Source organism: Corynebacterium occultum, from assembly GCF_009734425.1.
In the GTDB taxonomy this organism is placed as follows: Bacteria; Actinomycetota; Actinomycetes; order Mycobacteriales; family Mycobacteriaceae; genus Corynebacterium; species Corynebacterium occultum.
Genome location: NZ_CP046455.1, coordinates 2,317,126 through 2,341,436 on the forward strand (window position 1 = coordinate 2,317,126; position 24,311 = coordinate 2,341,436).

The window sequence follows — 24,311 nt, forward strand, 5'->3', positions numbered from 1 at the left end:
CATAGACAGCTCGGTACACCAGCCGGGCTTTTGAATATGCCTCCTGTTCTTTATCTCTCCCCGGAGCCCCGGATCCGAGGGATCGAGTGCAGCTGCCATATCCACACCCTTATTTCGTCCACCCTCATGGAAAGGCGACTTCGTGGACATCCGACAGCGCATCAACACCTCCCCTATGACCCGCTACCAGTGGTTCATCATCGGCATCACGGTCTTCCTCAACGCCCTCGACGGCTTCGACCTGGTGGCCATGGCCTTCACCTCCTCGGCGGTAACCGATGAGTTCGGCTTCTCCGGCACCCAACTCGGCTGGCTGCTCTCTGCCGCCCTGATCGGCGTGGGCTTCGGCTCCCTGCTGCTGGCACCCCGGGCCGACCGCTGGGGCCGTCGCAAGATCCTGATCATCTCCATCATGATCGACATGGTGGGCCTGGTGCTCACCGCCACCGCCGACAGCTACGGCGAGCTCATGTTCTGGCGCTTCATCACCGGCATCGGTGTCGGTGGCGTGCTCGGCACCGTGACCGTCATCGTCAGCGAGAACAGCAACAACCGTTTCCGTGGCCTGGCGATGAGCATCTACTCCGCCGGTTACGGCCTGGGCGCTTCCCTCTGTGGTGTGATCGCCGCGAACTTCATTCCGGACTACGGCTGGGAATCAGTCTTTTTCGCCGGTGCTGGCCTGACCCTGGTCGCCCTGGTCCTGACCTTCTTCTTCCTGCCTGAGTCCACCGAATTCCTGCGCACCCGTCGCGCCGAGGGTGATGAGGAGAAGGTTCAGGTCATCTCCGCCCGCATGGGCCACGGCCGGGATGTCACCCTGGGGGAGCCCTTCTCCGCCGTGGGTGAGAACCGCATCGCCGACCTGTTCAACAAGCGCTACCTGGCCACCACCCTCAAGCTGTGGGTCGCCTTCTGCCTGATCAACTTCGGTTTCAACTTCGCCAACTCCTGGACCCCGAAGCTGCTGACCGAAACCGGCATGAGCGCCCAGCAGGGCATCCTCGGCGGCATCATGCTCTCCTTCGGTGGCACCATCGGCTCGCTGATCTTCGGATTGCTGACCACCCGCCTGCGCGCCCTGCCCACCCTGATCACCTTCTCGGTGCTCTCCTCGGTGATTCTGGTCGTGTTCATCACCTCGACCTCCCTCCCGAGCCTGGCATTCGCCGCCGGTGTGGGTGTGGGCATGCTGCTCAACGGCTGCATCACCGGCCTGTACACCATCACCCCGCAGGCCTACGCCCCCACCCTGCGCGCCACCGGCGTGGGCGTGGCCCTGGCCGCCGGCCGCATCGGTGCCGTCGCCGGCCCGGTCATCGTCGGCTACCTCTTCGACGCCGGTTGGTCCCCGACCTCGCTCTACTTCCTGGCGGCAGTGGTCGTGTTCATCACCGCCTTCGTCCTCATCGGGGCCCGCACCTACTCCGAGGATGAGAAGATCGTCCAGGCCCCCGAGAAGGTCAGCGCCAGTTCCTGAACCACGCTTATCGACGGCCCGCGAGGATCATCCTCGCGGGCTTTTCTCACCCCTGCCCCAGGTCGGGGTGGGGCATCAGCACGGTGACCTCGGTCGTCAAGAAGCGAAACAGCGGCAGGGAACCCAGGATCTCATGCAGTTCCGCCGGATCAGCCGCTTGGAACACCGCGATATCACTGCGGGTTCCAGCCTCCCGCCAGCAGTGCTTGAGCACCCCAGCCGCGGCCAGCTCCCGCAGCGCCTCACCGTGGCGCTGGACATGATCCGCCCGCAGTTCCGGGTCCATGTCATAAGGGATCCGCTCATTCAACCGGACGTGGAAGATGACCATTGTTCAGGCTCCTGGATTCGAGAAAAGGGGCATGGATCCTCTTAAGTTTCCCACGCCACAGGGGGTAGGAGGGGAGGAAAGAAAAAGGGGCCCCGAAGGGCCCCTGGACAGCGCTGGTGACTTTAACCGCGCAGGTAGTACTCGAGTGCGTTGGGGTGCTTGGCCAGCGGGGTCAGCTTGACGTTCATGTACTTGAACATCGGGAAGCCCGCCATGACGGCCTGCAGCTCATCATGATCATCCACATCGTAGATGGAGTAGTTGGCATACTCCCCCACCACGCGCCAGATGGCCTTCATGATGCCCTTCTCCTGCAGATTCGCGGAGTAGGCCTTCTCCTGGGCCTGGTAGTCGGCCATGGTCTCAGCATCCATGTCGACCGGGAAGTTCACGTCCATACGTGCCAAAAACAGCATCTTAAGGCTCCTCTACTAATTACTTACGGGTGAAGTGGTTGATTTTGTCCCAGTCCGGCTCCAGGCCGGTACCCGGGCCCTCCGGCACCTTGACCACGCCATCAGCGTAGACCAGGTCCTCGGTCACATAGGTTTCCTTGAGCAGCATCGGACCGAAGAGCTCGGTGCCGAAGGAGACGGCCGGGGTCGCAGCGGCGAAGTGCAGGGAAGCTGCGGTACCGAAGGGGCCCTCCAGGCTGGTGGCACCATGGCAGGCCAGGCCACCGGCCTCGGCGATGGCGGCAACCTTGGTGGCCTCACGCAGGCCACCGACCTTGGTGGTCTTCAGGGCGATGACATCCGCGGCCTGCTTCTTGACAACCGCCAGAGCATCAGCCGGGGAGCAGACGGACTCATCAGCCATGACCGGCACACCGATGCGGGTGGTGATCTCACGCAGGGTGTCCAGATCATGCGCCGGGGTCGGCTGCTCGAAGAGCTCCACACCGGCTTCAGCCAGACGCGGCAGGTAACGCAGTGCGGTCAGACGGTCCCAGCGGGCGTTGACGTCAATGCGGAAACCGACCTTGTCACGCAGGGCCTCAACCAGTTCAGCGATGCGCTGGGTGTCCACTGCCGGGTCGCCGGAGCCCATCTTCAGCTTGAAGCTCTTGTGGCCGTGGGAGGCGATACGCTCCTCCACCTCGGCGATGGCCTGATCCAGGGGAAGGACACCCAGGGCCCAGGTCACGTCCAGCTCATCCCGGAAAGCGCCGCCCAGCAGATCAGAGAGCGGGACATTCAGGGCACGGGCCCAGGCATCGTGCATCGCGACATCGACGGCGGCCTTGGCGAAACGGTCATTGGCCACGACCTTCTCGAAGTCATTGAGAATGCCGGAAAGCTGGTTGACGGGACGACCGATCATCACCGGGGCGAGGTAGCCCTCGATGATGGCCTGCATGGTCTCCACGGACTCGCCACCCCACCAGGGGCCGCCGGGGACAACACCCTCGCCGAAACCGACGACACCATTTTCCAGGGTGACGGTGACGAGCAGGATGGGCTGCGCGGTAGCGGTGGTCGTCGCAAAGCCGTGCGGGCGGATCAGCGGTACGTCGAGGATCCGGGTCTCGACCTTTTCAATGGTCAGTTCAGCCATATTATTTTCCTTGTTCCGTTAAGTACGGGCCCGCAGGAGGCGGGCCCGGCAATGGGAAAACCCCCACTCCCCTAATGATAGGGAAGCAGGGGAAGTCAGGAGACTCAGTCTTCCTTTTCAGGGGGAGACTAGTCCTCCTTGTCCAGCGCGAAGCTGTAGTTGACGATGTTGTTGCCTTCGCCGTCAGTCTGCGGATCCAGGATCAGCTCCGGCTTCACGGCGGTAGCGACATCGTTGTCGGTCCAGTCGCCGCCCTGGAAGTAGAGCTGGGTGGTGATCTCGCGGTAGCCCGGGGACTTCACCTTCAGGTGCATGTGGGCCGGACGCCAGGGGTGGCCACCGTAGGACTCGATGAACCAACCGGTCGGGCCGTCAGCCGGGATCTGGTAGGGAGCGGGCTGCAGGGTCTTGATGTTGTAGCGACCCTCCTCATCGGTGACGATGGTGCCGCGCAGGTTCCACTCCGGGATGCCCGGGGCGAACTGGGAGTAGTAGCCATCCTCATCAGCATGCCACAGCTCAACGGTGGCACCGCCCAGACCGTTGCCGTCAACGTCAGTGACCTGGCCCTTGAAGAACAGCGGCTGTGCAGCCTTGTCCTGCTCGCGCATCGGCATCTCGCACTCCGCCGGCAGCTCCGGAGCGTTCTCCAGGTAGTAGGGGCCCTCGATGGAGCCCTTGGTGCCGGTGTAGCCCTTGCGGTTGTAGTTGATCTTCTCAATCTCGTGCTCGACGAAGACGTCCAGCCACAGCGGCCACTCGCCGTACTCGCCGATCTGGATCATCCAGTTCTTCAGAACGCGGTACTCGTCGTAGGTGACCTCATGTTTTTGAGCAACCTCAGCGATGGCGGCAAGCAGATCCTTGTAGATCGCGTTTGCGCGCTCCTTGGAGGTGTCAGACTTGACGCTCTCGTTCTTGAACTTGTCAGTCGCCCGGTTACCGGAGTCGTGGGCAGTGGGGTTGACTTCAGTCTGAGTCATCTTTATTTCTCCTCGTGCAATGGACTGGGAAGTGCAGTTCCAACGAGCCTGGTGATCCAGCGCGCTGGCTTGCTATTACTGTGTCCCGCTTCACGAGGATGTGCAATACATGGCATGCCTCAGCAAGGGAACCCTTACCTCTGAAGTTCAAGTAACATTTAAATAAAACAGCAGGTCAGGACAAGAAAAAGATCCCAGAGTTCATTTCCCTCCCCACACCCCCTGAGTCAAACCTAGGCAACATCCCAGGGGGAGGGGGGCTAATTTCGGGGGTAGTTTCTAGACCCTCACCCCACACCCACAGTCCGCTTCAGGGGCGGCAAATGGAAAAAGATGCAGGTCAAGGACATTTTTCAAAAATAGGGATACGCGGGGATTGCACGCCACCCCAAAGGTCCCACGCCGAAGTCCAGGGTCCGGAAGTGGAGGGATGGGATCTGCCCCCAAAGTGCCATCCCCACCCACAGCCAAGGGTTGCCCATCAGGCCCACTGCTGCCGAATACCACCGAACCAACCACTCGACCCTAAAGCCCCATGAAGAAAGGCAGTCCAAATCCCGGCCACCTCCAACCCCAGCACCGAGCCCCCACCCCACGATTTTAAAGACATTTCCCAGCCCCTCCGAAAAACTTTCCAGCCCTCGGCGATCCGAGTTTCAGAAGAAAACCCCTTGCCAGGGCTCGAAGAGTCCCCAAAAGCACCCCCCTTCACCCCCGTTCGGACAATTTTTAACCCCAAAACACCTACACCGCAGATTCACAGTTGATAAGGACATATGTGCAGGTGTCAATGGCAATGTGGACCTTCCCACTAGGGCCCGAACCCCTCCCCCCGGGTGCATCCTAGGCCTTTCCCTAGTGTGATGCAGGGCATGGGTCGGCATAGTAATGTGCAACCATCACCACTGGTGACTGGCATCACCATTCCATTGATCGACGCTCTGGTTAACCATTTCCGGCCCAAACCTGCACAACGTCGACCGAACAGATTGGACACGCACCCATGACCAGCCCGACCACCGGCGCCCGTGAGATCATCGAACGCGCACTGGATAACCGTCCCGAGGACGGCATTGTCCGAGTTAACCGCGAGGTCTTCACCGACCAGGAGCTCTTTGACCTGGAGATGAAGTACATCTTCGAGGGCAACTGGCTCTTCCTCGCTCACGAGTCCCAGATCCCGAACCCGGGTGACTACTTCACCACCAACATGGGCCGCCAGCCGGTCATGATCACCCGCAGCAAGGACGGCCAGCTCAACGGCCTGATCAACTCCTGCTCCCACCGCGGTGCAATGCTCTGCCGTAAGAAGACCGATAACCGCACCACCCTGACCTGCCCCTTCCACGGCTGGACCTTCTCCAACGACGGCACCCTGCTCAAGGTCAAGGATGAGGCCACCGGCGGATACCCGGAGCAGTTCAACACCAACGGCTCCCACAACCTGCGCCGCATCCCGAAGTTCGAGAACTACCGAGGCTTCATCTTCGGTTCCCTGAACCCGGATGTCCCGAGCCTGGAAGAGCACCTGGGCGACGCCACTGTCATGCTTGACATGCTGATCGACCAGTCCCCGGAGGGCCTGGAGGTCCTGCGCGGCTCCTCCACCTACACCTACGACGGCAACTGGAAGCTGCAGGCCGAGAACGGCGCCGACGGTTACCACGTCTCCTCCGTCCACTGGAACTACGCAGCCACCACCTCCCGTCGTGGCACCGGCGAGTCCAAGAACGAGACCAAGGCCATGGATGCCGGCTCCTGGGGCGAGCAGGGCGGTGGCTACTTCTCCTTCCCGAACGGCCACCTGGCACTGTGGACCACTTGGGGCAACCCGGAGGACCGCCCGGTCTACGACCGTCTGGACGCACTCAAGGAGCTGCACGGCGAAGAGCGCGGCGAGTTCATGGTTGCCGCTTCCCGTAACCTCTGCATCTACCCGAACGTCTACGTGATGGACCAGTTCTCCACCCAGATCCGTCGCCTCGAGCCGGTCTCCGTGGACAAGACCGAGGTCACCATCTGGTGCATCGCTCCCAAGGGCGAGTCCGCCGAGAACCGTGCGAACCGCATCCGTCAGTACGAGGACTTCTTCAACGCCACCGGCATGGCCACCCCGGATGATCTGGAGGAGTTCCGCTCCTGCCAGAAGACCTACCTGGCATCTTCCTTCCCCTGGAACGACATGACCCGTGGTATCCACCAGCAGGTTGAGGGTCAGAACGAGAAGGCCAAGGCCCTGGGCCTGGATGGTGTTCTCTCCTCCGGCGCCAAGACCGAGGATGAGGGCCTGTACCCGATCCAGCACGGCTACTGGGAAGAGGTCATGCGCAAGGCCGTCGAGGCGGAGGACTCCTCCGTCAAGGGCGTCAAGGACGATGCAGCCTCCGCTGCCGCCACCGTCGCCTTCGCTGAGGAGCGCGCTGCCGCCAAGGCTGCCGCCGCTTCCGAGGGCGGCGCACCGCGCCGTCGCCGCCGTACCCGCGGCTAATCCCCTCCCCCACACCCAACCACCTGCCAATTCAGGAGATTGAGAACATGACCACTGCCGATACCGCAGCAATCACCCGGGAAGAGATCGAAGCCTTCCTCTACCACGAAAGCCGCCTGCTTGATGAGCGTCGTTTCGAGGAATGGCTCGAGTGCTACCGCGAAGACGCCGAGTACTGGATGCCCGCCTGGGATGACGCAGGCACACTCACCGAGGATCCGCAGAGCGAGATCTCGCTGATCTACTACCCCAACCGTGGTGGTCTGGAAGACCGTGTCTTCCGTATCCGCACCGAGCGTTCCTCCGCAACCTCCATCCCGGAGCCGCGCACCGGTCACAACATCACCAACCTCGAGGTTCTCGAGCGCCGTGAGGGCGAGGTGGACGTGACCTTCAACTGGATCACCTACTACTTCCGCTACAACACCACCGACCACTACTTCGGCACCACCAAGCTGACCCTTGATGTGACCGGGGAAACTCCGAAGATCGCGAAGAAGAAGATCATTCTCAAGAATGACTTCATCCACCACGTGATCGATGTCTACCAGCTCTAAATCACCAACTACCAGGAGGTTCCCTTCATGACCCACCAGATTGCTCTCGCCTTTGAAGACGGCGTTACACGCTTCATTGACTGCGAAGAGGATCAGACCGTCGCAGATGCCGCCTACCAGGCACGCATCAACATTCCGTTTGACTGCCGTGACGGCGCCTGCGGCACCTGTAAATCTTTCTGCGAGTCAGGCGACTTCGACGAAGGAGAGTTCATCGAAGATGCACTCTCAGACGAGGAATTCGCTGAAGGGTACATCCTGACCTGTCAGACCAAGCCCAAGACCGACATGGTGGTCCAGATCGCCACCACCTCGGTCCTGGCCAAGACCGGCGCTTCCACCCTGCTCGGCACCATCGAGACCCTGGAGCGACTCTCCGAGTCCACCGTGAAGTTCTCGGTGAAGATCGAGGAGCGCGACAAGCTCAACTACCTGCCCGGTCAGTACATGAACATCTCCGCACCGGACTGGGATGACCACCGCTCCTACTCCTTCTCCTCCGGCCCCTCCGATGACGTCGTCACCTTCCTGGTGAAGCTGACCCGTGGTGGTCTGATGTCGGAGTACCTCACCGATGTGGCCAAGGTCGGCGACCGCCTCAACCTCACCGGCCCGATGGGTTCCTTCTTCCTCCGTGAGCCGCTTGACCCGATCCTGCTGCTCGCCGGCGGCACCGGCCTGGCCCCGGTCATGTCCATCCTGGAGAAGCTCTCCGAGGATGAACTGCTCGACGTCCCGGTTCGCCTCATCTACGGCGCCACCTTCGACTACGACCTGGTTGAGCTGGAGAAGCTGGACGCCTTCAAGACCCGTCTCCCCGACTTCGACTACTTCACCGTGGTCTCCGACCCGGAGTCCGACCACCCCCACAAGGGCTTCGTCACCGATCACATGACCGACGAGCACCTCCACAATGGTGAAGCTGACGTCTACCTCTGTGGCCCGCCGCCGATGGTGGAGGCCGTCCGCCAGTTCCTGAACAAGCAGGAGAACCCCCCGCAGAACTTCTACTACGAGAAGTTCTCCTCCGCTGCCGGCTCCAACGACAGCCTCAACATGACTGTGGAGCGCTCCGAGGCCGGCGAGGGCGATTCCGCCCGCTCCGGGGTCGCCATCTCCACCCCGGGTATCGAGACCGGCGAGATCCACAACGCCAAGGCTGACTCCCACGCCCAGTTCAACGCGCGCATGGCGCTTGAGCTCGGTGCCGTCGAGCTGACCATCGACACCCTCGATGAGGATGACTTCAAGCACATGACCGAGCTGGCCAACAAGGCCAACTCCTTCATCGACGGTGAGAAGCTGCTGGATCCGGTCGCCTACACCGAGGCCAACAACGAGTACCACGAGTACCTCTTCGAGCGCACCGGTAACCCGGAGCTGCTGGCCGCGTACCGCAACCTCAACATCGTTGATGTGATGCGCAAGCGTCTGGCCAACACCACCTGGATGCAGCCCAACATCGCCCAGGAGCACCACGACATCATTGAGGCCATGCGTAACGGGGACAAGGACAAGCTTCGCGAACTGGTCCGCAACCACAATGAGCACGCCATCTCAACCATGGACTCCGCGATCGTGGAGCAGGCTGAGAAGGGTGCGCTGGAGGTTACCGAAAAGTGAGTGCACCCGTCGGAGAGGGTCTCAACGAAGCCCCCAACCTCTTCACCCCCAACCGTTACCAGGGCCTCAACGTCCTGGTGACCGGCGCAGCCCAGGGCATCGGCCAGGCCGTGGCCCAGCGGGTGGCCTACGAGGGTGGCAATGTCTTCCTCGTCGACCGCGCTGAGCTGGTCCACGAGTTCGCCACCGAACTGGGCACCGCCACCGGAGTCAAGGTCGGTTCCGCCACCGCGGACCTGGAGACCTGGGAGGGTGCGGAGGCCATGGTCGCCGCAGCCAAGGAAAAGTTCGGCAACATCGACATCGCGATCAACAACGTCGGCGGCACCATCTGGGCGAAGCCCTTTGAGCACTACGCCCCGGAGGAGATCGAGAAGGAGATCTACCGCAGCCTCTTCACCACCCTCTGGTCGGTTCGGGCGGAACTTCCCGCTCTGATCGACAATGGTGGCGGCACCATCGTCAACGTGTCCTCGGTGGCCACCGGTGGCATCAACCGCATCCCCTACGCCGCAGCCAAGGGCGGGGTCAACGCCCTGACCGGGGCACTGGCGAAGGAAGCCGCACATCACAATGTGCGGGTCGTCGCCACCGCCCCGGGCGGCACCCTCGCCCCGGAGCGCCGCGTCGCCCGCGGTCCGGGTCCGGAAGGTGAGCAGGCCAAGGCCTGGTACCAGGAGATCGTCGACCAGACGATCGACTCTTCCCTGATGAAGCGTTATGGCACCCTCGAGGAGCAGGCCGCACCGATCGTGTTCCTGGCTTCCCCGGAGGCCAGCTACATCAACGGTTCCGTCCTCCCGGTGGCTGGTGGCGACCAGGGTTAACCCCCTCCGTCATCTCACCGCCCGAAAGCCCCGCCCACCATGGGCGGGGCTTTCGGGCTCCCAGTGCCCACGCGGCAACCCCGCAGATCCCGGGCAACCAACTGGGCCCAGAATCCCGGGGGATGCATCAGAGGTTGTTGAGGGGGTTGCCTTTCACCAACCGAACTTCCGGAGTATGGTCGGGCCTGTGTACCTGACTCCTTCCCCACGTCACGCCTCCAGTTCCGCTTTCCGCAAGGTCACGGAAATGGTCCGGGATCTGGAACCCGGCAATGGCGTACTGTGCGTCATCACCGGTCCCGGCGGAGCCGGCAAATCCAGCTTCGCCCGAGAACTGGTGAAGAACCTGCCCGGCTGGTCCGGGGTGCGTGTCACCGCGCTGTCCTGGCGGGCTGATAACGAAGGTTCCCTGCTGCAGCACATCCTCGACCGGGCGAACCACGAAGGAGATCTGCGTTCCCTGGTTGATGTGGAGGGGGCCACCACTGCAATCGTGGTCGATGATGTTCACTGGGCGGATCAGACCTCCCTCCGGGCACTGATTGAAACCGCCGCAACCATGAAGCACGGCCGACTGGCCCTGTTGTTCACCGCCTCCGACACCGAGGTCTCCGCCGGTCGTCCCAACACGGATGATCTCCGTGAGATGGCGGATGTGGCGCTGACCATCCCTCCGATGGATGTCGAGGATGTCCGGGCCTTTGCCCTGACCACCGTGGGCGCCCACCTGGCTCCCTTCGCCGCCGCCGAATTAAGGGATCTCACCGGTGGCCGCCCCAACCGGATCCGGGAGGTTCTCCAGGCCGCCCCCGCCGACCACTGGCGCAACCATGACCCGAAGATCCCGGTGCCCAACACCTGGCGTGCCGCACTATTGCGCCGGATCGGTGCCCACGCGGAGGACACCGCACTCAATAAGGTGCTCACCTCCTGCGCGATTCTCCCGGACGGCGGCACCTCAGAACTGCTGCAGTATCTGGCTGATGACCCGACCGGGGAAACCATTGACACCGCAGTGTCCCTCGGGCTGCTGGAGCTGCTACCCCGCTATGGCGTGGATCACCTCACCTTCACCCATCCCACCGATCTTGCGGTGGTGCGCACCGGAACCGGCCCCCTGGAGTCTTCGGAGCTGCATCTGAAGGCCGCCAGATTCTACCTGGAACACCACGACCAGGACTCCGCTCTGAAGCACCAGGCACTCGGTGCCCGCGGTAGTGATGACGACACCGCCGAAGCCATCGCCCAGCGTGGCCTGGAGTTGGGTGCCTCCGGACATTGGCGGCGGGCTGCCCGTGCCTATGAACTCTCCTCCCAGATCTCCTCCCGCCCGGAGGATGCCCATGACCGCCACCTCAGCGGCATCGAGGCTCTGATCGCCGCCTCGGACCTGCCGCAGGCCCGGCTCTACGCCGGTTCCCTGGGGCATGACTCCCGGGATGTCAAGGTCGATTCCATGCGCGGTTACCTGGCACTCCATGAGGGGCGCTTCTCCGAGGCCAAGGGACATATCAACCGGGCGTGGCAGACATTGGAGGACGCCGACAGTCAGGATCGCTCCATGCGGGCCCGGGTTGCCTCCCGCAAGGTGCTGCTGAGTCTGAACAGCTGGGAACCCGAGAATCTGATCGCCTGGGCAAAAATCACCGACGAGTGGGCCCTGCCCGGCTCCCCCACCCAACTGGAGGCCCGTTATATCTCACTGATCGGCCAGGGTGCCGTCCAGGGCAGGGTGCCCGATGATGTTCCCCTGCCCGGGGAAACCCCCATTCTGGCGCAACGCCGCAACATGGCCCTGGGTTGGCTCTCCCTGGTCCACGACGACCCGGTGGCCGCCCGACAGCGCCTGCAGGGTTATTCCGGGGCGGAAGGTTCGGAACGTATCTCCCTCTGGATGGATGCCTGGCTGGCACGCACCTACTTCGTGCTCGGCGAATGGGAGTCCGGGGTCCGGGCGGTGGAACGTGGTCTGGCCCGTGCCGAACGCTATGGCATCCGCTTCCTGGAACCCCTGCTGCTGTGGACCGGCGCCTCCATCGCCGCCTACCGCGGTGAACGGGAGCTGGCCCGCAGCTACGTCAACCGGTTGACCTTCAGTCACGATGCCTTCGTCCTGCAGCGGGTTCCTTCCGCCATGTGCCGTCTCCTGCTGGCCAGCCTCGACAATGACATGTCCTCCGCCATGCGGGCAGGTCGCGCACTTGAGTCCATCAATGCGGAAACCAATATCAGCCAGCCCGGGTTCTGGCCCTGGGAGGATGTGTGGGCGCAGCAGCTGCTGCACGCCGGCAAGATTGAGGAAGCCGATGCCGTGACTTCCCGAGCAGAGGAGATCGCCGCCGGTTCCAACATCGCCTCCATCAAGGCAAAACTGGGGGTGCCGCGGGCAGGTATCCTCATGCAGCGCGGTGACATCGAAGGCGGCATCAAGGTCTTCGATCAATCCCTGGAGCAGATTGAATCCCTGGCGATGCCCTCCTACCAGAGCCGCATCCTCTATGAATATGGCCGGGTACTCCGTCGCCTGGGTCGACGTCGCCAGGCCGATGAGATCTTCACCCGCGCCGGCGAGGTCTACGAGGCGATGGGTGCCACCGAATTCGTCAACCGGTGTAACCGGGAGCGTCGCGCTGGCGGGTTGGGAACCCGCACCACCGGGGCCGGGGGGTTGACCCCCCAGGAGCAGGAGATCGCGAAGCTGGTTGCGGAGGGCGCCACCAACCGAGAAGTCGCCAGGGAGCTCTTCCTTTCCGCGAAAACCGTGGAGTACCACCTGACCCGGGTGTACCGGAAGTTGGGTGTGCGGACCCGCAATGAGCTGCCCAGGGTGCTGCGCGAACTCTAGGCCGGGGAGGGGCAGGGTTGGCAGCGGCTTATCGATACCCCCCTTGCCGCAGGCCGACAAAAAGGCCACGTCCCAGCACACTTTCTGGTGTGCCGGGGCGTGGCCCTTGTTGCATTGTGGTTGAGTTCGGTCAGCTAAATCTAATCCGGCGCTCTTCCTGGGGAAGGTCTAGACGCGCAGCTTGCGGTAGTCGAAGACCTGATCGATGATGCCGTATTCGAGAGCTTCAGCAGCGGTGAGGATCTTGTCACGGTCAGTGTCGATGCGGACCTGCTCCGGGGTTTTACCGGTGTGCTCGGAGAGGGTGTTCTCCATGAGCTTGCGCATGCGCTCGATCTCAGCGGCCTGAATCTCCAGGTCGGAAACCTGGCCCTGGGTGCCCTGGGTGGAGGGCTGGTGGATCAGCACACGGGCGTTCGGCAGGGCGGCGCGCTTGCCGGGGGCACCGGCAGCCAGCAGCACGGCAGCTGCGGAGGCGGCCTGGCCGAGGCAGACGGTCTGCACATCCGGGCGGACGTACTGCATGGTGTCGTAGATGGCCATCAGTGCGGTGAAGGAACCACCGGGGCTGTTGATGTAGAGGGTGATGTCCCGGTCGGGGTCCATGCCCTCCAGCACCAGCAGCTGCGCCATGATGTCATTCGCGGAGGTGTCATCGACCTGGGTGCCCAGGAAGATGATGCGCTCCTCGAAGAGCTTGGCGTAGGGGTTGGTCTCCTTGGTGCCATAAGCCGACTGCTCGATGAAGGAAGGCAGCACGTAGCGGGAGCTCGGCATCTGGAATCCGTTACTCATGTTCTATTTTCTCCTTGATACTTCGTGTGCCTAGTTGCTGATCGGGCCCTCGGCGAGGGTGACCACATGGTCGACGAGACCGTAGTCCTTGGCCTGCTCGGCGGTGAACCAGCGGTCACGGTCGGAGTCCTGGGTGATCTGTTCAAAGGTCTGACCGGTGTGCTCAGCGATCAGCTTAGCCATCTCACGTTTGGTCTGGGCGAACTGCTCCGCCTGGATGGCGATGTCAGCTGCGGTGCCACCGACACCGGCGGAAGGCTGGTGCATCATGATGCGGGCGTGCGGCAGGGCGTAGCGCTTGCCCTTGGTACCACCGGAAAGCAGGAACTGGCCCATGGAGGCGGCCAGACCCATGCCGTAGGTGGCGATATCGCAGGGCGAGTACTTCATGGTGTCGTAGATCGCCATGCCAGCGGTCACCGAACCACCCGGGGAGTTGATGTAGAGCGAGATATCGCGGGTCGGATCCTCCGCGGAGAGCAGGAGAATCTGGGCGCAGAGCTTGTTCGCGATCTCATCATCAACCTGGCTACCGAGGAAGAGGATCCGCTCCCGCAGCAGGCGGTCGAAGATGTCGGTGCCGAATCCGGCCCCGGCACCCGGGGACGTCATGTGGATCTGATCAGTCATGGAATACAACTCCTAGATTCTTCTTTTGGTCGATGTTCTCAAGGTTACCTGCCACTTAAGTGAGAACGCCGCTCTGTTCGCTGTCAGCGTCGAATCCTCGGGCGGAACCCACTTTCAGCTGCTGAGATGCAGGTGTCCGCGGCCCAGCGGCACACTATCCCGGACAATGCGGAAGGGAGGGCCCGGCGTCTAAGCCGGACCCTCCCTTCACAACATCATGATGGCCGGGAATTAATCCTCGGCGACCTCAACGTCATCCTCGGCCTCGCCGAAGAACTCCTTCGGGTCGATCTCATTGCCCTCGTCGTCCTTGACGGAGACGCGGCAGATGGCGGAGGCCAGGGCCTTGCCACGGCGAACGTCAGCGAAGAGGTTCGCGATCTGACCGGACTGCTGCAGCTGCTGGACGAACTGGTTCGGATCCATGCCGTAGCTCTGGGCGGTGAACAGGATGTGATCGGTGAGCTCCTGCTGGGAGACCTCCGGGCTTTCCTGCTCTGCCAGGGTGTCCAGGAAGAGCTGGGTGCGGACGGCCTTCTCGGCGTCCTTGCGGGTCTGGGCGTCGAACTCCTCGCGGGTGGTGCCCTGGCCCTCAAGCACGGAGTTCAGTGCGGTGTCGTCATGAGCCATCTGGCCCAGCAGCTGGTGCAGCTGTGCGTGAACCTGCTCGTCGACGATGCTCTCCGGCAGTGCGAACTCAGCCTCGCCCAGTGCCTTCTCCAGGACCTGGTCGCGGATGGCGGCGGCCTGCTGGTTCTTCTTGGACTCCTCCACCTGGGACTTGGTGGACTCGCGGAGCTCCTCGATGGTGTCGAACTCAGAGGCCAGCTGTGCGAACTCATCATCCAGTTCCGGCAGCTTGCGCTCCTTGGACTGGACCACGTGGACGTTGATGGTGGCTTCCTTGCCCTGGTGCTCGCCAGCCGCCATGGTGGTGGTGAACTCAGCATCTTCGTCGGTCTTCAGACCACGCAGTGCGGTGTCCAGACCGTCGATCAGATCGCCGGAGCCGATCTCGTAGGACAGGCCCTCGGTGGAGGCTTCCTCGACGAGCTCGCCGTCGACGGTGGCCTTGATGTCGATGATGGCGAAGTCGCCGGTCTTCATCTTGCGCTTGGTGTCCTTGAGCTCACCGAAACGCTCGCTGAGCTTGGTCAGCTCCTCGTTGACGGACTCTTCGTCGACCTTGACGGCCGGGACCTCGACGGAGATCTCGGAGAAGTCCGGCACCTCGAACTCGGGGCGGATGTCGACCTCAGCGGTGAACTCGACGAACTCGTTGTCCTCGATCTTGGTGATGTCAATATTCGGCTGGCCGAGAACGACCAGCTCATTCTCCTGGCAAGCACGCTCGTAGCGGCTCGGCAGCATGTCATTGACAACCTGCTCCAGGATGGGACCGCGGCCGACGCGTGCGTCGATAAGCTGGCGAGGTGCCTTGCCCTTACGGAAACCGGGGATGGACACCTGCTGCGCGAGTGCGTTGTAGGCCTGTTCAATCTCGGTGCCGAGCTCCTCGAACGGGACCTCAACCGTGAGCTTCACGCGGGTGTCGCTCAGCTTCTCGACGGAACTCTTCACGAGTCACTCTCCTGGATACAAATTGAAATTTCGTCTGCTAGGACCGGATGGCCCATACGTCGGGGCGACAGGATTTGAACCTGCGACCCCCTGCTCCCAAAGCAGGTGCGCTACCAAACTGCGCCACGCCCCGTATTCGCCACTGCATTCCTGCAGTAGTGGATACGATGACAAAGTTTAGCGGGTTGTGCAAAAACGTGGATACATTGGGGCACCTTAAAGCTTTAGAGACCCCTCTGAGCTGGGGAAATGTCTCCAAAATAGTTGAGCCCGGGAAAGTCGCAACAAAAAAGCACCGCAGATGTTGTTCATCTGCGATGCCGGTGTTTCAGAGCTTGGAGGGAATGACGGGAATCGAACCCGCGTCTTCAGCTTGGAAGGCTGAGGTATTAGCCACTATACGACATTCCCACTGCACCAGGACCGATTAAAGCGGTCGCGGTGTGCGTTGAGCAGTTTAGCCCAAGTTCCCCGGAAAGAGAAAACCACCGGGCCTCACCAAGATTTTCACCCGGAACTATTTCGCCGCCTGTAGCGTTGCATCTATAGAAACCCGCATCGTCCCGGTCCGCCAGCCGGGGAGCTGCACCATCGGCAACGGAGTGAAGAATCTCGTGGAACTACTTCTTATCCTCATCGTGGGTGGCATCGCCGCCGCCTACTTCATGAACCGCAACAAGAAGCAGCAGCAGGAGGTGGAACAGGCCCGTCAGATGGAGGACGCCCGCGCTGATGCCCGCCGCTGGATCGAAAGACTCGGCTCCCAGGTGCTGAGCATCGCCGGCAATGACACCGCCTCCACCCAGGCCGTCGCGGATGCCTCCGAGCGTTATAACGCCGCCGCCTCCCAGATCTCCAACGCAAACTCGGTGCAGCAGGCCAAGTTGGCCCGCGAGTCCGCTCTTGAGGGACTGCACTACATGAACGCCGCCCGGGAGATCATGGGGATGACCGCGGGGCCGGAGCTGCCACTGCTCGAGGGTCAGCGCAATGCCGGCAAGGTCACCGAACGCCGCGAGATCAACCATGAGGGCCAGACCCTGGTTGCCTCCCCGGCGGCTTCCGATGAGACCCCGAACTACTACCCCGGTGGCAATGTCGCCGGCCGCCCGGTGCCGGCCGGCTGGTACTCCTCCCCGTGGTGGGCCAGTGCCCTGGCTTCGGGCATGTGGACCGCCAGCTCCATGATGATGTTCTCCATGATGTTCACCGGCATGTCCGGTGTGGGCTACGGCGCCCAGGACTGGGAGTCCGGCTACGGAGAAGGCTATGAGGACGGCCTGGCTGCCGGTGAGGGTGGCGAGGCCGGTGCCGAGGACATGGGTGGCGGCGAAGATATGGGTGGTGGCGAGGACATGGGTGGCATGGACGGTGGCGACGGCGGCGGACTCTTCGACGGTTTCGGCGACTTCGGTTTCGACTTCTAGCCGCACAGCGGAGCACCCCCTCCCCCAGCCTTCACACCTTGAAGTCTCACACCGGTGCCGGGATTTTCCCCTCGGCACCGGTGTTCTTTCTTTTCGGCGCCCCCCTTGATGGTCCAGGGGGTGGGCCACTGTCGCTTTGGCACCACCGACATGAAAAATATCTCATTCCGGAAACACCCTCATTTCATCTTGGCGCCGGATGCTGTGGGGTACTACTAAAGTCAGCAGAGTCAGAAAAGAGGTTCCCGATCCACATGAGCGAGCAGCTTTCGGGCAGTGCCCACCACACCCCGGTGTGGCATAAGCGCCGTAGCACTGCGCTCGGTTTTCTTCCGGTTTCCCGGATCGGCATTTTCCTGGCGATCCTGCTGGTCACCGCCACCGCCCTGGCTGCCACCTATCTGGTGGCCCGGGAATCCCTGCTGCAGCGGGTTAATGAGCAGGCGAATGCGGTGGTGGAGCAGGAGATGGAGCGGTTCGTCGAATTCAGTGAAACTGCCGTGGATCCGCGGACCTCGAATTCCTTCGGTTCCAGCACCCGGCTGCTGGATGTCTACCTCTCCACCCGGATCCCCGGCCCCGATGAGGCGGTGGTGGGAATAGTTGACCGACGTCTGATCCAGATGAACCGCGGGGATTCCGCCCGCCGCTTGGAACCGGATTCCCCACTGCTGGCCACCATCGAGGGCTCCCCCGATGCCGCTGGAATCATCCACCCCGAGAGTCCGGAGGCTGCACCGGTGTACTGGGGAAAGGTGCATCTGAGCAGCCCGGAGGATCCCCGACCGGCAGCTTTCGTGGTGCTCCACCACACCGACAATGACATGGTGGGTCTGGATCAGACCCTGGAGCTGCTGCGCACCGCCGGCACCATGGTGCTGGGTGTTGCCGCACTGCCGGCCCTGATCCTGGCCCTGTTGCTGGGGTGGCGGCGCCCTTGGCGGCCCCAACAGTCGGACGTCGATAAGCCGGAGACGAGGGCCGGGGATGAGGATCCGAACGCCATCTACCGTGCCACCCTGGTCCACACCAACCGCCGCATGCAGGCCCCGCTGCGCCATCTGGGCAATGTCGCCCATAACCAACCCGCCTTGGCGGAACCGGTGCAACAGCTGCGGCAGGCCTCGGACTCCCTGGCCGTGCTGTCGAAGATGATGCAACCGGGGGCTTCCGGGGAGCAGCTGCGGGTGGACTCCGGGGAGTTGACCTGGCAGCTGGTGCAGCGCATCCGCCAGGACAATGAGCAGGAGATCCGTCTGGTTTCCACCGCGACCGGCCAGCAGATTTCGGCGAATCCGGAGCAGTTGCGCCTCGCGCTGAATGCGGTGGCCCACAGTTTCCCCCGCCCCTCACGTCAGGGTTCCGGGCAGGTGGAGTTCGGTACCGCTTTCCGGAGTGGGGAGGGGGAACGGATCATGAGCCTCTGGCTGCGATATCACGATGAGGGACAGTCCTCCGATCACCCGGAGGTGGAGTATCCACCGATGCTGCAGTCCGTTGCGGAGCAGCATGGTGGCCGGGTGTGGTCGGAGAGCACTCCCCAACTCGGTGTGCTGGTGGGCCTGGACATCCCGGTTGCTCCTTGAAAGGGATGATGCTGGGAGTGGGGAAAACGGCCCTTAAGCACCTCATATCAGATGCTTAAGGGCCGTTTTCCCCACTCCAGACTGCAGGCGGCTGAAAATCCTGGGAGTGTTAGTGCTTATTCCTAGTTCTCAGGCAGGGCCGGGGCGATACCGGTGCGCTCATAGTCGGCGAGGATGTCGATGCGGCGCTGGTGGCGCTCCTCACGGGACCATTCCTGATCCAGGAAAGCATCGACGATGGCCAAGGTCTCCTCCTCGGAGTGCATGCGGCCACCGATGCCGATCAGCTGGGCGTTGTTGTGCTCCCGCGCCAGGCGGGCGGTCTCCGGGGACCAGGCCAGAGCGCAACGGGCACCCCTGACCTTGTTCGCGGCGATCTGCTCGCCATTGCCCGAACCGCCGAGGACGATTCCCAGGGAACCCGGGTCGTTGACGGTGCGGGTGGCTGCCTCGATGCAGAAGGCAGGGTAGTCATCGAGTGCGTCATAGACGTGCGCTCCGCAGTCAATGACCTCGTGTCCCTGGTTCTTCAGGTGCTCGGCAATGATGTTCTTCATTTCAAATCCGGCGTGGTCCGCCCCAAGATAAACGCGCATGGTTCAAGTCTAACCTGTTGAACCTGAGAGTTCGGTATTCTCAGGGGGCGCGTGTGAGCTCCCAGCACAGCTGGGATTCCGAGGGGGCTGCGTGGCATCCGGGACACACAAACCGGGACCTCTTCTTAGGTGATGTCCACCTTCTCCGCCCGGGAGTTGCGGCGGGTGAACAGGTACCAGCAGAGCCAGACCATTCCCACCAGCAGCAGGATCGGGATGATCTTCATGATCAGCATCAGTGTACCGATGAAGGCCAGCACCACCGCGATGGCGGCGGCAAGCGTGCCGAGGGCACCACAGATTATGGAGAGACCGCGGTTTTCTTTCCAGGTGTAATAGGCCGCCACGCCGCCCAAAAAGGCGATGACGGAGGCGATGATGGTGGTGCTCAACATGATGGAACTTCCTAGCCAGGGGGAGGTCCGGAGATTCTTTCCCCTGGTTATCCAGCCTAGTCCGGGGAGCCACCGAGGGACATGCCCCCAAAACACCGGACCCCCAGGTCATCGGGGGCTGCAGAAACAGCCCCGGGGATGGCCCAGGGATCGGGGACACATGGTTCAGCGCCGAAGACCTAGCGGGTCTGCGGACCCTCGGTGCGGGTGCGCTTGATCTCGAAGAAGTAGGGGTATTGGGCCAGTCGGACCGAGGCGTCGAAGATCTCGCCGGCCTCTTCACCCTGGGGGACTCGGGTGATCACGGGGCCGAAGAAGGCGGTGTCGCCCAGCTTGACCACCGGGGTGCCCACCTCATCGCCGACGGAATCCAGTGCGGACTGGTGGTACTCCTTCAGCTTCTCGGTCCACTCATCGGTATTGGCGTACTCCGCGTACCCGGCATCCAGGCCGACCTGCGCCAGGGCCTTGGCGATGACCTCGTCATAGGCACCGAAGTCACCCTTACCGGCTTCGCCATCGGCGTGGAGGATGGTGCCGAGGGTGGTGTAGAGCTCGTCGACCTTCTCCGGCTCCCGGGCCTTGACCGCGGCGAAGACGCGGGCCGGGCCCCAGGCTGCCTTCATACGCTCGAGGTAGTCTGCGGGGAGGTCGCGGCCGTCGTTAAGCACTGCCAGGGACATCGGGGTCCACTCGACGGTGATGTCGCGGACCTTCTCGACCTCCTTGATCCAGCGGGAGGTCTGCCACGCGAAGGGGCAGGTGACGTCAAACCAGAAGGTCACATTTTCAGACATTAAGGGCCTTTCCTTGATTTGTTGAGAGAAACAGCTATCACCTCCCAGCGTAGGCGCGGATTAGGCTTTGTGTCAGTGTCCCTACCCCGACCCGATTTCCGGATGTCGAAACCACAAGGAGTTTTCATGACCTCTATCAACCTCACCCGCGCCGAAGCTGAGGCCCGGTCGACGCTGCTCTCGGTGGATCACTATGAGATCACCCTGGATCTGAACCAGGGGGAGAGCGATTTCGGTTCCACCACCGTGGTCAGCTTCCAGGTCAAGGAGGCCGGTGACACCTTCATCGACCTTCGGGCCAAGCGGATCGACGGGGTGCGACTGGATGGCCGGGACATCCGGCAGTCCGCGGTGCCCCTGGACAGCCAAGGTTATGACGACACCCACGGCATCGCCCTGCAGGGGCTGACCCCGGGCCGCCACACCCTGGAGGTGGTGGCCACCTGCCCCTACTCCCGCACTGGTGAGGGCTTGCACCGTTTTGTCGACCCGGCCGATAATGAGGTCTACCTCTACTCCCAGTTCGAGACCGCCGATGCCAAGCGGGTCTTCGCCTGCTTCGACCAACCCGATCTCAAGGCCACCTACGGTCTGAAGGTGCACACCCCCCGGGACTGGAAGGTTATCTCCAACGCCCCGCAGCAGACCCACTTCAGCGAGGAGCATGCCACCCACACCTCCCGGGTGGACACCCCGATCTCCACCTACCTGGTGGCGGTCTGTGCGGGCCGCTATACCGAGGTCCATGACACCTGGCGCGGGAAGCTGACCCATCATGCGGAAACCCCCGTGGATCAGCCCCATGAGCTTGAGGTTCCGCTGGGTCTTTATGTCCGTCGTTCGCTGGCGAAGCATCTGGACGCCCAGCGCCTGTTTACCGAGACCAAGCAGGGTTTCGACTTCTTCCACGCCAACTTCGGCATGGCCTACCCCTTCGGCAAATACGACCAGGTCTTCTGCCCGGAGTACAACATGGGCGCGATGGAGAATGCCGGTTGTGTGACCATCCGGGATGAGTACGTCTTCTCCTCCAAGGCAACCCACTACAAGTATGAGCGTCGCGCGGAGACCATCCTCCATGAGTTGGCGCACATGTGGTTCGGTGACCTGGTGACCATGGAGTGGTGGGATGACCTGTGGTTGAACGAGTCCTTCGCCACCTGGTCGGCCGCCATCTCCCAGGCCGAGGCCACCGAGTACGACACCGCCTGGGTGACCTTCGCCAATGTGGAGAAGTCCTGGGCCTACCAGCAGGATCAGCTGCCCTCGACCCACCCGATTTCGGCGGATGCCCACGATATCGAGACGGTGGAGCAGAACTTCGACGGCATCACCTACGCCAAGGGTGCCAGCGTGCTCAAGCAGCTGCAGGCCTATGTTGGTCGGGAGGAGTTCCTGGCCGGGGTGCGCCGCCACTTCGCCACCCACGCCTGGGGCAACGCCACCTTCGATGATCTGCTCGGTGCCCTGGAGTCCACCTCCGGTCGCGACCTGGGTGACTGGGCCGATCAGTGGCTGCGTTCCACCGGCATCAACCGCCTCTCCCCCGACTTCGAGGTCGAGGGAGGGAAGTACACCCGTTTCAGCATCACCCAGAGTGGTGCGGAACCAGGTGCCGGTGAGCTGCGCACCCACCGCATCGCCGTCGGCCTCTACTCGCTTATCGACGGCCGCGTCTCCCGCACGAAGCGGGTCGAGCTCGACATTGAGGGGGCATCCACCGCGGTGCCCGAGCTGGTCGGGATCGAGGCCGCTGATCTGGTACTGGTCAACGATGATGACCTCACCTACTGCCTGATGGAACTCGATAATGAGTCCCGCAACTTCGTGGTGGAAAATATTGCCCGGGTCGAGGACCCCATGGCCCGCACCCTGTGCTGGTCCGCAGCCTGGGAAGCCACCCGGGGTGGGCACATGAAGGCCCGGGACTTCATCTCCCTGGTGGCCCGGGGCGCCCATGCCGAGACCGAGCACGCTGTCCTGGAACGCATCCTCAACCAGGCCGCCCAGGCGTGGAAGAGCTACGCCGACCCGGACTGGGCGGAGGGGAACGGCAGGGAGATCCTCAACCAGGCCCTGCTGGAAGGTGCCCGTGGGGAGGATTCGGAACGCGCCCTGATCTTCACCCAGGCACTGGCCAAGATGACACTGACCGAAGATTCCCTGGGATTCTTCCGGGAGATCCTGGCCGATGGAAACTCCAACCTCACCGTGGACGCGGATCTGCGCTGGTGGGCCCTGACCGCCCTGATCGCCCACGATGAGATCGAGGATCCGGCCAAGGCCATCGCCACGGAACGCAGCCGGGACCGTTCCGCCTCCGGGGAGCAGGCTGCGCTGCGGGCGGAGGCGGCGATCAACACCCCGGAGAATAAGGCGAAGATCTTCGCTGAACTGGTCAATCTCGATCATGAGCTCTCGAACCTGGCGGTGCGCCACAAGCTGGAGGGCCTGAACTTCACCGGTTCTGCTCCGCACCTGGAACAGTTCAATGAGTCTGTCTTCGAGCTGGCCCCGGCGATCTGGGAGAAGTGGTCCTCTGAGCTGGCGCTGACCACCCTGAGCGGGATCTACCCCTCCTGGGATATCACCCCCCGTTCCCTGGACAGTGCTGAGCGTTTCCTGTCCGGCCAGCACCCCGCAGGTCTGCTGCGGCTGATGGCAGAGGAACGCGCCCGCGTGGAGCGCGCCCTGAACAACCGGGTGGTAGATGCCGCCTGACACCCCCTCAAGGGAGCGCTGAGGGAGGTTTTTCCTGCCTCAGCTGCTACCCGCGCTTGATCCACAACGCGCTGCGTGCAGGCCATCCCAGTGGGACTGGTGAGACATGCCCCCATTTTAGGGGGCAGTCAAAGTCTATGGTTGAGCCGTGCGGAAAATTGATAAATTCTTAGCGGCAGCCCTCCTGACGGTCACACTGACCTCCTGTGCCGCCCCCGCGGACTCCTCAACTCCGGCGATGACCACACCGTCCACGGCGTTAGCATTCCCCTCGGCGCCCGGCGATACTATTGCAGACAGTTTCGACCCCGTAGGGGATGGGGGGATCACCAGGGATCAGGAAGCTGCCGCGGCCGCTATCTTGAACCGGTTTCCGGGGACACAGGTCGCCAGCCTCAGCCCGGAAGAAATCGCCAGGGCCGGCTGGCTGGCCTGCGTGCTGGCAGGCCAGGATAATCCTGACCTATATGATCCGGCAGTGCTGAAAGAGTCGATGCGTCAGGCCTATATCTGGTCGGGAAGTGAGCAGGATGCCCGGGTGGTACCCGCACTGGTTGAATATTTCTGCCCTGATCTTTACCGCGGTGATGCGGTGGTCGACGAGCTGATCGACCAGCTCACGCACTAGACACGGGGGCGGTGCACCCACTTCAATTTGCCGCGACCCTCGCCATACATTGGGAAAGCATGGGGTTGTAATACTTTTAAAGGTGTCGGGTCGACATTCGGGGCAATGAAAGAATAATCTCATTACTTATTAATGAAAATTGATGCCTTATCCAGATTTCCTGAGGGGTGGATCCACGTTGTCCGGGCCTGGCCCGGTAGGACAATACTGTCTGGCCACCGCCCTGAATCCCCGAGAGGAGTTCGGGGATGGGTTGGCCAAGAGCCTCGCCTTATTCCGTGCCCCCACCGATGTCGGTAACCGGGCAGCTTACTTTACTGCCCGGTGGCAGACTCATCGACTTTTAAAAACCCACCCCTCATCCCTGCCCGACAGCACCACCTGACTGGGTGGTGTTCGCGTGTTTCCGACGTTGTGGTCCCCCTTGTGGTGGCCGGTGCGTGAGAAAAACCCTGATGGCTTAA

20 protein-coding genes and 2 tRNA genes are annotated in these 24,311 nt (G+C 62.5%); 10 read left to right on the plus strand and 12 right to left on the minus strand.

Features of this window, described 5'->3' with window-relative positions; translation table 11 throughout:
• Positions 1-142 precede the first annotated feature (142 nt).
• Positions 143-1,480 (plus strand): MFS transporter, encoded by a 1,338-nt coding sequence (locus tag COCCU_RS10645; protein WP_156231488.1) that lies wholly within the window; start codon positions 143-145, stop codon positions 1,478-1,480.
• A gap of 46 nt (positions 1,481-1,526) precedes the next feature.
• Here the strand turns inward: COCCU_RS10645 and COCCU_RS10650 are convergent, their stop codons facing one another.
• From COCCU_RS10650 to catA, 4 genes are all read right to left on the minus strand, one after another.
• Positions 1,527-1,811: a muconolactone Delta-isomerase family protein gene (locus COCCU_RS10650; RefSeq protein ID WP_156231489.1), complete on the minus strand. Its 285-nt coding sequence runs from the start codon at positions 1,809-1,811 to the stop codon at positions 1,527-1,529.
• A gap of 122 nt (positions 1,812-1,933) precedes the next feature.
• A complete protein-coding gene (gene catC / locus COCCU_RS10655; RefSeq protein ID WP_156231490.1) occupies positions 1,934-2,227 on the minus strand; it encodes a muconolactone Delta-isomerase in 294 nt (97 codons plus the stop codon).
• 19 nt (positions 2,228-2,246) lie between these two features.
• Positions 2,247-3,368 carry a muconate/chloromuconate family cycloisomerase gene (locus COCCU_RS10660; protein WP_156231491.1) on the minus strand — a complete coding sequence of 374 codons (1,122 nt, stop codon included), beginning with the start codon at positions 3,366-3,368 and terminating at the stop codon, positions 2,247-2,249.
• Positions 3,369-3,496: 128 nt separating this feature from the next.
• Positions 3,497-4,351 (minus strand): catechol 1,2-dioxygenase, encoded by an 855-nt coding sequence (gene catA, locus COCCU_RS10665; RefSeq protein WP_156231492.1) that lies wholly within the window; start codon positions 4,349-4,351, stop codon positions 3,497-3,499.
• A 1,003-nt stretch (positions 4,352-5,354) separates the two neighbouring features.
• On the opposite strand from catA, the gene benA reads away from it, so the two are divergent.
• From benA to COCCU_RS10690, 5 genes are all read left to right on the plus strand, one after another.
• Complete coding sequence (benA, locus tag COCCU_RS10670) at positions 5,355-6,839, plus strand: benzoate 1,2-dioxygenase large subunit (RefSeq protein ID WP_156231493.1); 1,485 nt, start codon at positions 5,355-5,357, stop codon at positions 6,837-6,839.
• 47 nt (positions 6,840-6,886) lie between these two features.
• Complete coding sequence (benB, locus tag COCCU_RS10675; RefSeq protein ID WP_156231494.1) at positions 6,887-7,396, plus strand: benzoate 1,2-dioxygenase small subunit; 510 nt, start codon at positions 6,887-6,889, stop codon at positions 7,394-7,396.
• A gap of 27 nt (positions 7,397-7,423) precedes the next feature.
• Positions 7,424-9,019, plus strand: a complete 1,596-nt coding sequence (gene benC, locus COCCU_RS10680; protein ID WP_156231495.1) for a benzoate 1,2-dioxygenase electron transfer component BenC — start codon at positions 7,424-7,426, stop codon at positions 9,017-9,019.
• The gene (locus COCCU_RS10685) at positions 9,016-9,846 is read left to right on the plus strand and encodes a 1,6-dihydroxycyclohexa-2,4-diene-1-carboxylate dehydrogenase (RefSeq protein WP_156231496.1); all 831 of its coding nucleotides are present in this window, start codon (positions 9,016-9,018) and stop codon (positions 9,844-9,846) included. Before benC ends, COCCU_RS10685 begins: the two co-directional genes overlap by 4 nt.
• Before the next feature lie 187 nt (positions 9,847-10,033).
• Entirely contained in the window at positions 10,034-12,691 is a 2,658-nt protein-coding gene (locus tag COCCU_RS10690; RefSeq protein ID WP_197088345.1) for a helix-turn-helix transcriptional regulator, read from the plus strand.
• Between the two features lie 168 nt (positions 12,692-12,859).
• On the opposite strand, the gene COCCU_RS10695 is transcribed toward COCCU_RS10690, so the two are convergent.
• The 5 genes from COCCU_RS10695 to COCCU_RS10715 all read right to left on the minus strand — a co-directional run bounded on the left by COCCU_RS10695 (position 12,860) and on the right by COCCU_RS10715 (position 16,108).
• The gene (locus COCCU_RS10695) at positions 12,860-13,486 is read right to left on the minus strand and encodes an ATP-dependent Clp protease proteolytic subunit (protein WP_156231498.1); all 627 of its coding nucleotides are present in this window, start codon (positions 13,484-13,486) and stop codon (positions 12,860-12,862) included.
• 30 nt (positions 13,487-13,516) lie between these two features.
• A complete protein-coding gene (locus COCCU_RS10700; RefSeq protein WP_156231499.1) occupies positions 13,517-14,116 on the minus strand; it encodes an ATP-dependent Clp protease proteolytic subunit in 600 nt (199 codons plus the stop codon).
• A gap of 231 nt (positions 14,117-14,347) precedes the next feature.
• Positions 14,348-15,697, minus strand: a complete 1,350-nt coding sequence (gene tig / locus COCCU_RS10705; RefSeq protein ID WP_156231500.1) for a trigger factor — start codon at positions 15,695-15,697, stop codon at positions 14,348-14,350.
• Positions 15,698-15,756: 59 nt separating this feature from the next.
• Positions 15,757-15,830: transfer RNA gene (locus tag COCCU_RS10710), tRNA-Pro, on the minus strand.
• Positions 15,831-16,033: 203 nt separating this feature from the next.
• A tRNA-Gly gene (locus tag COCCU_RS10715) sits at positions 16,034-16,108 on the minus strand.
• 254 nt (positions 16,109-16,362) lie between these two features.
• Here COCCU_RS10715 and COCCU_RS10720 point away from each other — a divergent pair.
• Positions 16,363-17,124 (plus strand): DUF1542 domain-containing protein, encoded by a 762-nt coding sequence (locus COCCU_RS10720; protein ID WP_156232800.1) that lies wholly within the window; start codon positions 16,363-16,365, stop codon positions 17,122-17,124.
• A gap of 254 nt (positions 17,125-17,378) precedes the next feature.
• A complete protein-coding gene (locus COCCU_RS10725; RefSeq protein ID WP_156231501.1) occupies positions 17,379-18,710 on the plus strand; it encodes a hypothetical protein in 1,332 nt (443 codons plus the stop codon).
• A 122-nt stretch (positions 18,711-18,832) separates the two neighbouring features.
• Here COCCU_RS10725 and COCCU_RS10730 read toward each other — a convergent pair whose 3' ends face one another.
• The 3 genes from COCCU_RS10730 to COCCU_RS10740 form a co-directional block, all read right to left on the minus strand.
• Entirely contained in the window at positions 18,833-19,306 is a 474-nt protein-coding gene (locus COCCU_RS10730) for a ribose-5-phosphate isomerase (protein ID WP_156231502.1), read from the minus strand.
• Between the two features lie 125 nt (positions 19,307-19,431).
• Positions 19,432-19,701 (minus strand): hypothetical protein, encoded by a 270-nt coding sequence (locus tag COCCU_RS10735; RefSeq protein WP_156231503.1) that lies wholly within the window; start codon positions 19,699-19,701, stop codon positions 19,432-19,434.
• Positions 19,702-19,880: 179 nt separating this feature from the next.
• Positions 19,881-20,498, minus strand: a complete 618-nt coding sequence (locus COCCU_RS10740) for a mycothiol-dependent nitroreductase Rv2466c family protein (protein ID WP_156231504.1) — start codon at positions 20,496-20,498, stop codon at positions 19,881-19,883.
• Between the two features lie 126 nt (positions 20,499-20,624).
• Between COCCU_RS10740 and pepN the strand changes: the two genes are divergently transcribed.
• Both pepN and COCCU_RS10750 read left to right on the plus strand, forming a co-directional pair.
• Positions 20,625-23,219, plus strand: coding sequence for an aminopeptidase N (pepN, locus tag COCCU_RS10745; RefSeq protein WP_156231505.1), 2,595 nt, complete (start codon positions 20,625-20,627; stop codon positions 23,217-23,219).
• A 148-nt stretch (positions 23,220-23,367) separates the two neighbouring features.
• Complete coding sequence (locus COCCU_RS10750) at positions 23,368-23,847, plus strand: hypothetical protein (protein WP_156231506.1); 480 nt, start codon at positions 23,368-23,370, stop codon at positions 23,845-23,847.
• The last annotated feature ends 464 nt before the right edge of the window (positions 23,848-24,311 follow it).

Coding starts and splice junctions, on each gene's coding strand:
- COCCU_RS10650 (WP_156231489.1), bottom strand. CDS start 1,811: ATGGTCATCTTCCACGTCCGGTTGAATGAGCGGATCCCTTATGACATG.
- catC (WP_156231490.1), bottom strand. CDS start 2,227: ATGCTGTTTTTGGCACGTATGGACGTGAACTTCCCGGTCGACATGGAT.
- COCCU_RS10660 (WP_156231491.1), bottom strand. CDS start 3,368: ATGGCTGAACTGACCATTGAAAAGGTCGAGACCCGGATCCTCGACGTA.
- catA (WP_156231492.1), bottom strand. CDS start 4,351: ATGACTCAGACTGAAGTCAACCCCACTGCCCACGACTCCGGTAACCGG.
- benA (WP_156231493.1), top strand. CDS start 5,355: ATGACCAGCCCGACCACCGGCGCCCGTGAGATCATCGAACGCGCACTG.
- benB (WP_156231494.1), top strand. CDS start 6,887: ATGACCACTGCCGATACCGCAGCAATCACCCGGGAAGAGATCGAAGCC.
- benC (WP_156231495.1), top strand. CDS start 7,424: ATGACCCACCAGATTGCTCTCGCCTTTGAAGACGGCGTTACACGCTTC.
- COCCU_RS10695 (WP_156231498.1), bottom strand. CDS start 13,486: ATGAGTAACGGATTCCAGATGCCGAGCTCCCGCTACGTGCTGCCTTCC.
- COCCU_RS10700 (WP_156231499.1), bottom strand. CDS start 14,116: ATGACTGATCAGATCCACATGACGTCCCCGGGTGCCGGGGCCGGATTC.
- COCCU_RS10720 (WP_156232800.1), top strand. CDS start 16,363: ATGAACCGCAACAAGAAGCAGCAGCAGGAGGTGGAACAGGCCCGTCAG.
- COCCU_RS10725 (WP_156231501.1), top strand. CDS start 17,379: ATGAGCGAGCAGCTTTCGGGCAGTGCCCACCACACCCCGGTGTGGCAT.
- COCCU_RS10730 (WP_156231502.1), bottom strand. CDS start 19,306: ATGCGCGTTTATCTTGGGGCGGACCACGCCGGATTTGAAATGAAGAAC.
- COCCU_RS10735 (WP_156231503.1), bottom strand. CDS start 19,701: ATGTTGAGCACCACCATCATCGCCTCCGTCATCGCCTTTTTGGGCGGC.
- COCCU_RS10740 (WP_156231504.1), bottom strand. CDS start 20,498: ATGTCTGAAAATGTGACCTTCTGGTTTGACGTCACCTGCCCCTTCGCG.
- pepN (WP_156231505.1), top strand. CDS start 20,625: ATGACCTCTATCAACCTCACCCGCGCCGAAGCTGAGGCCCGGTCGACG.